The organism is Streptomyces sp. NBC_01498 (assembly GCF_036327775.1).
Lineage (GTDB): Bacteria > Actinomycetota > Actinomycetes > Streptomycetales > Streptomycetaceae > Streptomyces.
The window spans coordinates 4,957,603-4,970,310 of sequence record NZ_CP109598.1 but is presented as its reverse complement, the minus strand read 5'-3'; the positions used below and the strand labels follow the sequence as shown (position 1 = coordinate 4,970,310).

9 protein-coding genes are annotated in these 12,708 nt (G+C 73.5%); all 9 read left to right on the top strand.

Annotated elements, in window-relative coordinates; translation table 11 throughout:
• The first annotated feature begins 5 nt into the window (after positions 1 to 5).
• The 9 genes from OG875_RS21260 (at position 6) to OG875_RS21220 (ending at position 12,659) form a co-directional block, all read left to right on the top strand.
• Entirely contained in the window at positions 6 to 947 is a 942-nt protein-coding gene (locus OG875_RS21260) for a carbohydrate ABC transporter permease (RefSeq protein WP_330175806.1), read from the top strand.
• 2 nt (positions 948 to 949) lie between these two features.
• Positions 950 to 1,855, top strand: a complete 906-nt coding sequence (locus tag OG875_RS21255; RefSeq protein WP_330175805.1) for a carbohydrate ABC transporter permease — start codon at positions 950 to 952, stop codon at positions 1,853 to 1,855.
• Positions 1,856 to 1,864: 9 nt separating this feature from the next.
• The gene (locus OG875_RS21250; protein WP_330175804.1) at positions 1,865 to 3,136 is read left to right on the top strand and encodes a 6-phospho-beta-glucosidase; all 1,272 of its coding nucleotides are present in this window, start codon (positions 1,865 to 1,867) and stop codon (positions 3,134 to 3,136) included.
• The gene (locus OG875_RS21245; protein WP_330177844.1) at positions 3,133 to 4,173 is read left to right on the top strand and encodes an N-acetylglucosamine kinase; all 1,041 of its coding nucleotides are present in this window, start codon (positions 3,133 to 3,135) and stop codon (positions 4,171 to 4,173) included. The genes OG875_RS21250 and OG875_RS21245 overlap by 4 nt, the downstream gene beginning before the upstream one ends.
• Positions 4,174 to 4,428: 255 nt before the next feature.
• Positions 4,429 to 5,850 carry a hypothetical protein gene (locus OG875_RS21240; RefSeq protein WP_443079162.1) on the top strand — a complete coding sequence of 474 codons (1,422 nt, stop codon included), beginning with the start codon at positions 4,429 to 4,431 and terminating at the stop codon, positions 5,848 to 5,850.
• 11 nt (positions 5,851 to 5,861) lie between these two features.
• On the top strand, positions 5,862 to 6,914 hold the full coding sequence (locus OG875_RS21235) for a glutamate ABC transporter substrate-binding protein (RefSeq protein WP_330175803.1): 1,053 nt from the start codon (positions 5,862 to 5,864) through the stop codon (positions 6,912 to 6,914).
• Positions 6,915 to 7,008: 94 nt separating this feature from the next.
• The gene (locus OG875_RS21230; protein WP_330175802.1) at positions 7,009 to 8,346 is read left to right on the top strand and encodes a hypothetical protein; all 1,338 of its coding nucleotides are present in this window, start codon (positions 7,009 to 7,011) and stop codon (positions 8,344 to 8,346) included.
• On the top strand, positions 8,343 to 11,204 hold the full coding sequence (locus OG875_RS21225) for a serine/threonine-protein kinase (protein ID WP_330175801.1): 2,862 nt from the start codon (positions 8,343 to 8,345) through the stop codon (positions 11,202 to 11,204). The genes OG875_RS21230 and OG875_RS21225 overlap by 4 nt, the downstream gene beginning before the upstream one ends.
• A 3-nt stretch (positions 11,205 to 11,207) precedes the next feature.
• On the top strand, positions 11,208 to 12,659 hold the full coding sequence (locus OG875_RS21220) for a PP2C family protein-serine/threonine phosphatase (protein ID WP_330175800.1): 1,452 nt from the start codon (positions 11,208 to 11,210) through the stop codon (positions 12,657 to 12,659).
• The last annotated feature ends 49 nt before the right edge of the window (positions 12,660 to 12,708 follow it).

The window sequence follows — 12,708 nt, the reverse complement described above, 5'->3', positions numbered from 1 at the left end:
CGCCGATGTCCGCCAACACACTCCGTTCGAAGCGCCGCAGGGGGGCGCTGCGGACCGCCGCGTTCATGTCGCCGTGGCTGATCGGGTTCTCGGTCTTCTTCGCGTACCCGCTCGTGTCGACCGTGTACTTCTCCTTCATGAAGTACGACGGCTTCAACGCCCCCGTCTGGAACGGGCTCGGGAACTGGTCGTACGTCTTCTCCGACTACCCGATGTTCTGGCCCTCGCTGCGCAACACCCTGTGGCTGGTCGTGGTGATGGTGGCCTGCCGGGTCCTCTTCGGGCTCGGCGTCGGCCTGCTGATCACCCGGATCAAGACGGGCACGGGGGTCTTCCGGACCCTGTTCTACCTGCCGTACCTGGCGCCGCCCGTCGCCGCCACGCTGGCCTTCGTCTTCCTCCTCAACCCCGGTACGGGGCCGGTCAACACGATCCTCGGCGATCTCGGGCTGCCCGCGCCGGGCTGGTTCAACGACGCCTCCTGGTCCAAGCCCGCGCTCACGATGCTGGCGGTCTGGGGCATCGGCGACCTGATGGTGATCTTCATGGCGGCGCTGCTCGACGTGCCGAAGGAGCAGTACGAGGCGGCCGAGCTGGACGGCGCGTCGGCCTGGCAGCGCTTCCGGTTCGTGACGCTGCCGAACATCTCGCCGATCGTGCTGTTCGCGGTGGTCACCGGGGTGATCCAGGCGATGCAGTACTACGCGCAGCCCCTGGTCGCGGGCAAGGTCGCCTCCGGCATCATCGGCGGCTCCGGCCAGCAGTTCGAGCCCGGCTACCCGGACAAGTCGACGCTGACCCTGCCGCAGCTCGTCTACAACCTCGGCTTCCAGCGCTTCGACTACGGCGCCGCCTGCGTCGTCGCGCTCGTCCTGTTCGCCCTGGCCATGGGCTTCACCGCGTTCCTGATGCGGCGGCGCGGCGGACTGATCGGAACGGGTGACTGACCATGTCCCAGCAACTCCTGGACGCGCCCGGCCGGCCCGTGAAGCCGTCCGCGGGGCACACGCCCGCGGCGCGGACCGCGCGCCGCCGCGCGGCGCTGCACTGGATAGGCGTGCACGCGCTCGGTGTCGCGGCGGCACTGTTCTTCGTACTGCCCTTCGTCTTCCTGTTCCTGACCTCGGTGATGAGCGACCAGCAGGCGCTCACCCGGGACCTCACCCCGAACAGCTGGGAGTGGGGCAACTACGCCAAGGTCCTCGACACACCGGGCTTCCTGACCTGGTGGAAGAACACCCTGCTCTACGCGGGCCTGGGGACGCTCCTGTCGGTGGTCTCCTCGGTCCCGGTGGCGTACGCGCTGGCCAAGTTCCGCTTCCGCGGACGGCGGTTGTCGCTGATGCTCGTGATCTCGATGATGATGCTGCCGCCCCAGGTGATCATCATTCCGATGTACCTCTTCTGGGCGAAGCAGTTCGACCTGTCGGGCACGCTCTGGCCGCTGATCATCCCGATGGCGTTCGGCGACGCGTTCTCCATCTTCCTGCTGCGGCAGTTCCTGCTGACGATCCCCGACGAGTATCTGGACGCGGCCCGGGTGGACGGCTGCGGCGAACTGCGCACCCTGCTGCGGATCGTGCTGCCGATGGCGAAACCGGGCATCGCGGCGGTGGCGCTGTTCCAGTTCTTCTACGCCTGGAACGACTACTTCGGGCCACAGATCTACGCGTCGGAGAACCCGGCGGCCTGGACACTGAGTTACGGGCTGGAATCCTTCAAGGGCGCGCACCACACCGACTGGAACCTGACCATGGCCGCGACCGTTCTGGTCATGGCCCCCGTGATCCTCGTCTTCTTCTTCGCACAGAAGGCGTTCGTCGAGGGAGTCACACTGACCGGAGTGAAGGGCTAGCGGACACACATGAAACTGACGGTAGTGGGTGGCGGGTCCACCTATACACCCGAGTTGATCGACGGCTTCGCCCGGTTGAGGGACACGCTCCCGATCAGTGAACTCGTCCTGGTCGACCCGGCGGCCGACCGGCTGGAGCTGGTGGGCGGCCTCGCCCGGCGCATCTTCGCCAAGCAGGGCCATCCCGGCACGATCGTCACCACGTCCGACCTGGACGCGGGTGTGGCGGACGCCGACGCCGTCCTGCTCCAGCTGCGGGTCGGCGGGCAGGCCGCCAGGCAGCGGGACGAGACCTGGCCGCTGGAGTGCGGCTGCGTCGGCCAGGAGACGACGGGCGCGGGCGGTCTCGCCAAGGCGCTCCGTACGGTCCCGGTGGTGCTGGACATCGCCGAGCGGGTCCGGCGCGCCAACCCGGACGCCTGGATCATCGACTTCACCAACCCGGTGGGGATCGTGACCCGCGCCCTGCTCCAGGCCGGGCACAGGGCGATCGGGCTGTGCAACGTCGCGATCGGCTTCCAAAGGAAGTTCGCGGCGCTGCTGGACGTCGCGCCGTCCGAGGTCCATCTGGAGCACGTCGGGCTGAACCATCTGACCTGGGAGCGCGCCGTCCGGCTCGGCGGGCCCGACGGCAAGGACGTGCTGCCCGAGCTGATCGCCACGCACGGGGAGGCGATCGCGGCGGATCTGCGGCTGCCGCGCCGGGTGCTCGACACACTCGGGGTGGTGCCCTCCTACTACCTGCGCTACTTCTACGCGCACGACGAGGTCGTCCGGGAGCTGGGCACGAAGCCGTCGCGGGCCGCCGAAGTGGCCGAGATGGAGGCGCGGTTGCTGGAGATGTACGGCGACCCGGCGCTGGACGAGAAGCCGGAGCTGCTGGCGAAGCGGGGCGGCGCCTTCTACAGCGAGGCGGCGGTGGACCTGGCCGCGTCGCTGCTGGGCGGCGCGGGCGGCGGCAGCCCCGTCCAGGTCGTCAACACCTACAACAACGGCACGCTGCCGTTCCTCGCCGACGACGCGGTGATCGAGGTCCAGGCGCGGATCGACGCGTCGGGGGCCGTGCCGCTGGACGTGCCCGCGCTCGACCCGCTGTACGCGGGGCTGATCGCGAACGTCACCGCGTACGAGGACCTGGCCCTGCGGGCGGCGCTGGACGGAAGCCGGGACAACGTCTACAAGGCGCTGCTGGCCCACCCGCTGATCGGGCAGGACGCGTACGCCGAGGGATTGACCGACCGTCTGATCGCGCACAACCGGGAGCACCTCGCGTGGGCATGAGCCGGGGCGGACCGGCGGCGGGGCGCGGCAGCGTCCTGGCTGTCGACGCCGGGAACAGCAAGACCGACGTGGCCGTGATCGGCGCCGACGGGTCGGTGCTCGGTTCGGCGCGCGGCGGTGGCTTCCAGCCGCCGGTGGTGGGCGTGGAGCCGGCGATCGACGGGCTGGCGGCGATCGTCGCCGACGCGGCGGCCGACGCCGGCCTTCTTACGGAGGACGGCGGCGACGGCCTCGTCACGGTCTCGGGGGGCGTCGCCGGGCATGTCTCGGCCTGTCTGGCCAACGCGGATCTCCCCGTGGAGGAACGGGAGTTGGCGGCGGCGCTGCGGCGGCGCGGCTGGGCCCGCAGTACGGAGGTGCGCAACGACACGTTCGCGATACTGCGCGCGGGGCTGCCCGCCGGCGCCGAACCGCGCGGGGTCGCCGTGGTGTGCGGCGCGGGCATCAACTGCGTGGGCATGCTCCCCGACGGCCGTACGGCGCGCTTCCCCGCCATCGGCCGGATCTCCGGCGACTGGGGCGGCGGTTCCGGGCTCTCCGAGGAGGCGCTGTGGTTCGCGGCGCGCGCCGAGGACGGGCGGGGCGAGCCGACGGAGCTGGCGCGCACGGTGCCGGGGCACTTCGGCCTCGACTCGGTGTACGCGCTGATCGAGGCGCTGCACCTGGGGCGCATCCCGTACGCGCGCAGGCACGAGCTGGCGCCGGTCCTGTTCGCGACCGGCGCGGCGGGGGACGCGGTGGCCAGGTCGCTGGTGGACCGGCTCGCCGCCGAGGTCGTGGCGCTGGCCGGGGTGGCGCTGGAACGGCTGGGGCTGCTGGACGAGGAGGTGCCGGTGCTGCTGGGCGGCAGTGTGCTGGCGGCGCGTCATCCGCAACTGGACGACGGAATCAGGGAGTTGCTCGCCGCCCGCGCGCCGAAGGCCGTGGTGGACGTGGTGGTGGCGCCGCCCGTGCTCGGTGCCGGGCTGCTGGGGCTGGACCACACGGCCGCGCCTGCGGAGGCGCACACCCGGCTGAGGGCGCACTACGGCGGCTGAGGGGCGTACGCGCCGGGCGGACCCGGGCGGGACGGGTGACCGGACGTGCACGCTCGGGAACCGATCACCGGTTTCGGGCGTATTGACTGGAGGGAGCCCGTCGGGGAGTTGACACTCCGTCGGCGGGTTTCGTCCGGACAAGATCCAGTCAGGTCTTGTGTGGAGGCCGGTGCCTGCGGCCATACTGCTGGCCGGGAGAGGCCCCGTGCCCGCCGAGGGGCCCGACGCCGTCCACAAGACCCAGGGGGAGGTCGAGTGACACACCCGCCGAACGCGCGCCCGGCGCCCGCACCGGCGTCGGTGCCCGCACCGGCGCCGACGCACCCGCCGGCAACCCCGCCTGCCCCGCCGTCCGCACGGCCGCCGGCGCGCCACGGCGCGTGGGCCGAGGGCCGGGAGCGGCTGCGGGCGGCGGCGACGACCGAGCCGGGCCGGCTCCAGATCATCGGCGCCCTGCTGGCCCTGCTGGTGGTGGTGTCCGGCGCGCTGACGGCGTTCGAGGTCACGGACCGGGCCTCCGCCGCCGGGGACGTCGTCGGGCGCAGCCAGCCGCTGAGCGCGGACGCGGCGAACATCTACCGTTCGCTGGCCGACGCCGACACGGCCGCCGCGAGCGGCTTCCTGGCGGGCGCGCAGGAACCGGCACCGGTGCGCGAGCGGTATCAGAAGGACATCGAGACCGCGTCGCGACTGCTGGTCAAGGCCGCGACCTTCACCGAGAGCACGGGTGAGTCGGGCCGTCAGATCGCCACGCTCAACGAGCAACTCCCGCGCTACACCGGCCTGATCGAGCGGGCGCGGGCCAACAACCGGCAGGGACTGCCGCTCGGCGGCGCCTATCTGCGCTACGCCAACCAGCAGATGACGAAGGAGATCCTGCCGGCGGCGGAGAAGCTGTACGAGTCGGAGACGGCCCGGCTCGACCGGGACCACGACGACGCCCGGGTCTGGCCCTTCCTCGCGCTGACCGCCGGGGTGGCCGCGCTGGCGGTGCTGGTGTGGGCGCAGCGCCGTACCTACGCGCGGACGAACCGGGTGTTCAACCACGGTCTGCTGGCGGCGACGGCCGCGTCCACCGTGGTGCTGCTGTGGCTGGCGGTGGGGCACACGGTGGCGCGTATGCAGCTGGACGACGCGAACGCGCACGGCCAGGCGTCGCTGAAGGTCCTCAACGACGCCCGGATCAGCTCGCTGAAGGCCCGCGCGAACGAGAATCTGACCCTGGTCGCCCGGGGCGCCGTCCTCACGAAGGACGGCAAGGGCGACCAGTACGAGACGGACCACCGGGCCGACATGCGGGCTCTGGGCGCGTCGCTGGCGGACGCGCGGCGGCTCGCCGACGACGGTGCCGGGTCGCGGCCGGTCGAGCGGGCCCGCGCGGCGGCCACCGAGTGGGGTGAGCGGCACCGGTCGGCGAACGCCACCGACAGGGCGGGCGACTACGAGGGCGCCCTGGCCAAGGTCATCGGCGGCGCGGACTCCACGGGCGAGTCCTTCGACCGGGTGGACACCGCGCTGGCGGAGGCGATCGGGCACGAGCAGGCGGAGTTCAGCGCCTCCGCCGGGAGCGGCCGTGACGCGCTGTCCGGCCTGGCGGTCGGCGCGGTCGTGCTGGCCCTGCTCGGCGCGGTCGGCGCGATCCTGGGCATCAACCGCAGGCTTTCGGAGTACCGGTGACAGGGGGAGGAATGACCAACCACGCCGACACCGGGGGGACGACGTACCCGGACGGCCCGCGCGGGCCGGGGCGGCTCCGCCGCCGTACGGGCGTGACGGTCGCCGCCGCCGTCGCGCTGACGGCCGCCCTCGCGCTGCTCCCGGGGACCCGGGAGAACCGCGCGGAGGACGCCCCGCGGGGGCTCTCCGCCGGGGCCGTGCCCGCCGTCGAGGCGGCGCCGGACTGCGCGGCCCCGGAGCGGAGCCTGCGTCCCTCCACGGCGGACGGACCGAGCATCGCGGCCATCAGGAAGCGCGGCAGTCTGGTCGTCGGCGTCGACCAGAACAGCTTCCGCTGGGGCTACCGCGATCCCGCCACCGGCACCCTCGAGGGCTTCGACATCGACCTGGCGCGGGCCATCGCCGCGGACATCCTGGGCTCCCCCAACGACATCATCTTCCGCGCCATCCCGACCAACCAGCGGGTCGGCGCCCTGGAGAACGGCACGGTCGACCTGGTCGTGCGGACCATGACGATCAACTGCGCCCGGATCGAACAGGTCGCCTTCTCCACCGCCTACTTCGAGGCCGGCCAGCAGGTCCTCGCGCCCCGGAACTCGGGCATCACGGGGTTCGACGCGTCGCTGTCCGGCAAGCGCGTCTGTACGGCGGAGGGCTCGACGGCGTACGAGGCGCTGGCCGAGAACTCGTACGGGGCGATCTTCAAGGACGAGGCCGACGGGACGGACGCGGACGAGGACCGGCTGACGGTGCCGAACCAGCTGGACTGTCTGGTCCGGCTCCAGCTGGGCGAGGTCGACGCGGTCGTCACCGACAACGCCCTCGCGGCCGGGCAGGCGGCCCAGGACCCGGCGGTCGAGCTGGTGGGGAAGCCGTTCACCCAGGAGTACTACGGCGTCGCCGCCAAGCTCGGCAACAACGACCTGGTGCGCCGGGTCAACCAGGTGCTGGTGGAGTACCGGGCGGGCGGCGCGGGCAGCCCCTGGATGCGGTCGTACGAGAAGTGGCTGAAAGCCGGGCTGCCGGACATCACCGCGCCGCCCGCGGCGACGTACCGGGACTGAGAACCGGGTAGCGGGACCGGGGAGAGCGGAACGCGCACGGACGGACAACCGCACCGGTGACGGGGGCGGTCGGGGCAGAGCGGAGGAGTGATCGATGGGCGACGCGGGCTCCTTCCCCGGCGTGACGGGGAGGTCGGCGGGTGCGGTCATGGACCGGGACGAGGCGGACCGTGCTCTCGCGCGCCTCGGCGCCGAGCACGAGGCCGTCGAGACGTCCCTGCTCGCCCTCCAGGACCACGCGGGCCGGCGGCTGCTCGAAGGGGCCGCGCTCACCGGGGTCACCCAGGACCGCTGGGCCGCCACCGAGCAGACGATCTCCCTGCTGTGGAGCTACTTCGACGCCTACTCCGCCGGTCTGAGGAGCGCCCGTGAGGCGCGCGCCCGGCTGCGCCGGCTCAATCAGCAGGATCTGGTGGACCTGACGGAGAAGCTGCGCGGGCGCAGCGTCACGGTCGCGGGTTCCGCCGGTGCCGCCGCCTCCCTCACGGGTCCGGCCCGGCTCTCCGAGGAGTTCACGCTGGCCGAACTGGTCGCGCGGATGAACGAGTTGTACGCGCGGTCGCTGGACATGGTGGTGGCGTCGGACGCGGTCTGGTCGGCGCTGCCCGCCCGGATCGATCTGCTCGCCGCCGAGCTGAACCGCACCCGTTCGCTGGCGCGCTCCGCCGGGGTGCGGCCGGGCGAGCACCCGGCCGGTGACGAGCTGGAGGAGATCACCGAGGAGCTGACCGCGCTGCGCGCCCGGGTGATCTCCGATCCGCTGGCCTTCTGGCAGCCGGTGCACGGCAGTTCGGCGCCCGGCGGTGGCCGGCCCGACACCGGGCGCTACGACCGGGCGGCGCGCGCCCTGGAGGACGTACGCCGGGAGATCGACGCCGTTCTGACGGTACGTCAGGATTCCGAGGCGCGGCTGCTGCGGGTGCGGGACGTGCTGTCGCGGGCCGACCGGACGCTCACCGAGGCGCGGGCGGCCCGCGGCGAGGTGCTGGCGAAGATCGCCGCCTCGGAGGTACCCGCGGTGAGCGGTCCTTCGACGGCGCTGCACGAGCGGCTGTCGGCGGCGGCCGAGCACCGCAGGCACGCGCGGTGGCACCGGCTCTCCCCGCTGCTGGAGTCGCTGGAGCGGGAGGCCGACGACGAACTGCTGCGGGCGCGCGAGTCGTTGACGGCCGTCACGGCGCCGCTCGCGGTCCGGGCCGAGCTGCGCGGCAGGCTCGACGCGTACAAGGCGAAGGTGGCACGGAACGGGCTGGCCGAGGACACGGTGCTGACCGAGCGGTACGACGCGGCCCGCCGGATGCTGTGGAGCGCGCCCTGCGATCTGCGGGTGGCCGAGCAGGCGGTGCTGCGCTATCAGCGTGCGGCGGCCGAGGCGCTGGCGCAGGAGCGGCCGGGGCCCGGCGACGGTGTGAGCGAGCGGGGGGAACGATGAGCGGGACGAGGCGGTGCCAGCGGCCCGGCTGCGAGGGGTCGTACGAGGACATGGGCGGCGGTGAGCTGTACTGCGACACCTGCGGTCTGGCGCCGGTCGTCTCACCGACCGGCATGGTGTCCTCCCCGCCCACCGGGATCACCGGGGGCGGCGCGGAGAAGGGCGGCGGCAAGGGAAGAGGCGGTACGGGCACCGGCACCGGCACCGGCACCGGCCGGGGTACGGGCGGGAGTTCGGGCGGCTCCCGGTCCGGCGGCGGCTCGGCGGGCAGCGGCTCCGGCGGCGGGTCCGGGTCCGGTGACTCGACCCGCGCGTCCTCGCGTTCCTCCTCGCGCTCGTCGACGTCGCGGCGCTCGGTGTCGGGACGGCTCTCCCGTTCCCTGTCCGGCCCGCTCTCCACCCGCTCGGTCTCGGTGCGCAGTTCGGGCGCCGCCACCGGCAGCTCGGCGCGCAACCGGCTGGGCGCCGGTCTGGTCTCCGTACCGGACATCCCCAGGTCCGACCCGCACGCGGCGGTGATGACGAGCGCCGAGGTGCCCGAGCGCAAGCGGTACTGCTCGCGCTCCGACTGCGGGGCGCCGGTGGGCCGTTCGCGCGGTGAGCGGCCGGGCCGCACGGAAGGCTTCTGCACCAAGTGCGGGCACCCGTACTCCTTCGTGCCGAAGCTGCGCGCGGGCGACATCGTCCACGGGCAGTACGAGGTCGCGGGCTGTCTGGCGCACGGCGGACTCGGCTGGATCTATCTCGCCGTCGACCGCGCGGTCTCCGACCGCTGGGTGGTCCTCAAGGGCCTGCTCGACACGGGCGACCAGGACGCCATGGCGGCGGCGATCTCCGAGCGCCGCTTCCTCGCCGAGATCGAGCACTCCAACATCGTCCGCATCTACAACTTCGTGGAACACCTCGACCAGCGCACCGGCTCCATGGACGGGTACATCGTCATGGAGTACGTCGGCGGCAAGGCGCTCAAGGAGATCGCCAACGAACGGCGCTCCCCCGACGGCAGGCGCGACCCGCTGCCGGTCGAGCAGGCGTGCGCGTACGGCATAGAGGCGCTGGAGGCCCTCGGCCATCTGCACAGCCGCAATCTCCTGTACTGCGACTTCAAGGTCGACAACGCGATCCAGACCGAGGACCAGCTCAAGCTCATCGACATGGGCGCGGTCCGCCGGATGGACGACGACGAGTCGGCCATCTACGGCACCGTCGGCTACCAGGCGCCCGAGGTCGCCGAGGTCGGCCCGTCGGTCGCCTCCGACCTCTACACGGTGGCGCGCACGCTCGCGGTGCTGACGTTCGACTTCCAGGGCTACACGAACGTGTTCGCGGACTCGCTGCCGGACCCGGACAACATCGACGTGTTCCGGTCGTACGAGTCCTTCTACCGGCTGCTGGTGCGCGCCACGGACCCCGATCCCGCGCGGCGGTTCGCCTCGGCGCAGGAGATGGCCGAGCAGCTGACCGGGGTGCTGCGCGAGGTCGTGGCGCTCCAGACGGGGCGGCCCCGGCCTGCCCTGTCGACGCTGTTCGGGACGGAACCGCGCGTCACGGACACCCGGTTGTTCGCCGACACCGGCAACCACGTGTCGCGGCTCGGGCCACGGCCGGAGCCGGTGCGCACGGGACTGCTCGGGCGGCGCGGCAAGGGCGCGGGGAGTGCGGGGAGTACGGGTGCCGTCGCGCGGGCGGTGCCGGCCGGTCCCGGCGGCGCCCCGGCGCCCGGGGGCCGCCCGTTCCCGGGCCGGGCCGGGAGCCCGTTCACCGGTCCGGGTGTGCCCGCGCCGCCGCCCGGCGCCCCGGTGCTCCAGCCGCCCCCGCCGCCCTTCGGGGCGCCGCCCCCGCTCCCGCCCGGCGCTCCCTGGAGCACCGGGGAGATCCTGGAGACGGGCGCCCCGCTCGCGCGCGTCGACGCGCCCGCCACCGCACTGGCGCTGCCGGTGCCGCGTGTCGACGCGAACGACCCCAACGCCGGTTTCCTGGCCGGTCTGATCGCCGCCGCCCCCGCCGAGCTGATCGCCGCGCTCGCCTCCGCGCCCGCCGACTCCGTCGAACGCCGGCTGCGCGAACTGCGGGCCCGGCTGGAGATGGGCGATCTGGTCACCGCCTCCGGGACGCTGGCGGAGCTGGAGGCGCGCCACGCCGACGACTGGCGGGTGGTCTGGTACCGGGGCCTGGCCTCGCTCGTGGCGGGTGAGAACGAGCTGGCCGCGCTCTCCTTCGACGCGATCTACGACGCCTTCCCGGGCGAGGCGGCCCCGAAGCTGGCGCTCGGGGTCTGCGCCGAGGTGCTCGGCCAGTTGGACAACGCGGCGGAGTACTACCGCCTCGTATGGATGACGGACCCGAGCTATGTCAGTGCCGCCTTCGGTCTCGCCCGGGTGCGGAACGCGGCCGGTGACCGGGCCGGAGCCGTACGGACGCTGGAGTCGGTCCCCGAGGCGTCGATCCACTACACGGCGGCCAGGATCGCGGCCGTACGGTCCCGGCTGCGCCGTCCTGACCTGCGCGCGCTGTCGCCGCTGGCCACTCCCGGAGCCGCGCCGGAGACACCGCTGATCGACGATCTGCGGGCGGCGGCCGACCAGGTTTCGCGGCTGGGCCAGTTCGGTCTGGACGCGATGCGGCGCGAGCAGCTGTCGGCGGAGGTTCTGGGCACCGCTCTGGACTGGGTACTCTCCGGTGGTCCGGGGAAGCCGCCCGGACAGACCTCGCTGCTCGGCTGTGAACTGGACGAGCGCGGTCTGCGCCTGGGCCTGGAACGCTCGTACCGGGTGCTCGCCCGGCTCGCTCAGCGTGGCGAGGAGAGGATCGACCTGGTGGAGCGGGCAAACCGTTTCCGCCCCCGGACGTGGGTGTGAGTGATGTCGCAGATGCACCAGCCGACAGCCCTTTCGAGGTGTCCCGGTTGCGAGGAGCCACTGGAGTCCGGCGACCTGTTCTGTGGTGTGTGCGGGTACGACCTGTCGGCCGTGCCCCCGCCTCCGCAGGACCACCCCACGATGGTCATCAGCGGCGCCGGGGCGTTCGCCGGGTCCGGAAGGGACCACGGCGGGGGCCCGGACGCGGGTGGTGCGGCGGGTTCGGTCGACTGGCCGTCGGCCGCCGGGACGGCGGGCGGGGCCGCCCAACTGCCCGGTGAGCTGCCGGGGCTGGACTCGACCGGGGTGCCGCTGTCCGGGCCCACCGGGGCCGGGCCGCTGCCTGCGGCGTGGGCCGCCACACCCGACAGGCCGGCGGCCTCGGGTGAGGCCGGACTTCCCGCGCCCACACCGGCGCCCGGGTCCGTGCCGGCACCGGCCGGCGCCGTCCCCCATGTCACCGATGTCCCCCCGGCCGAGCCCGCCGACCCGCGTACGGCGCCGCCCGTCGCCCCGGCCGGGACGAAGCTGTGCGTGGCCTGCCGGGCCGGCCGGGTCGACACCGACGGCTACTGCGAGAACTGCGGCCATGCCCAGCCCCGCGAACGCGACCATGTGGAGCAGGAGTTGGACGCGGTGGCGGCGGTCAGCGACCGCGGACTGCGCCACCACCGCAACGAGGACGCGTTCGCCGTGTCGTCGGCCGCGCTGCCCGACGGTTCACCGGCCGTCGTCGCGATCGTCTGCGACGGCGTGTCGTCGGCGACCCGCCCCGACGAGGCGTCGGCCGCCGCCTCCGCCGCCGCCAACGAGCTGCTGCTGACGGCCCTGCCGCGCGGCACCCACCCCCAGCAGGCGATGCACGAGGCGATCGTCGCCGCCGCCGAGGCCGTCAACCTCCTGGCGGGCGGCCCGGACCGGGCGGGCGAGGAGCCCGCGCACCGCGCGCAGAACGCGCCCGCGTGCACGATCGTCGGCGCCGTCGTGGCGGGCGGGCTGCTGATCGTCGGCTGGGTGGGCGACAGCCGCGCCTACTGGGTGCCGGACGACCGCTCGGGCCCGCCGGCCCGGCTCACCGAGGACGACTCCTGGGCGGCCCAGATGGTCGCCGCGGGGCTGATGAACGAGGCGGAGGCGTACGCGGACGAACGCGCCCACGCCATCACCGGCTGGCTCGGCGCCGACGCCTATGAACTCGAACCGCACACGGCGGCCTTCAAACCGGACCGCCCCGGGGTGGTCGTGGTGTGCACCGACGGTCTGTGGAACTACGCGGAGAGCCCGCACGACATGGCGCGGGTCCTTCCGCCCGACGCCGCGAGGCGGCCCCTGCACAGCGCCCGGGTGCTGGTCGGCCACGCGCTCGACGGCGGGGGCCACGACAACGTAACGGTGGCTCTGCTGCCGTTCGCCCTGCCGCGGCAGGGGGCAGGATCGGGCTACCACCCGGCCTGAGCACCCACTGCCCGGACCACCTTGAGCGGACGGCCCGACGGTCGTCCCG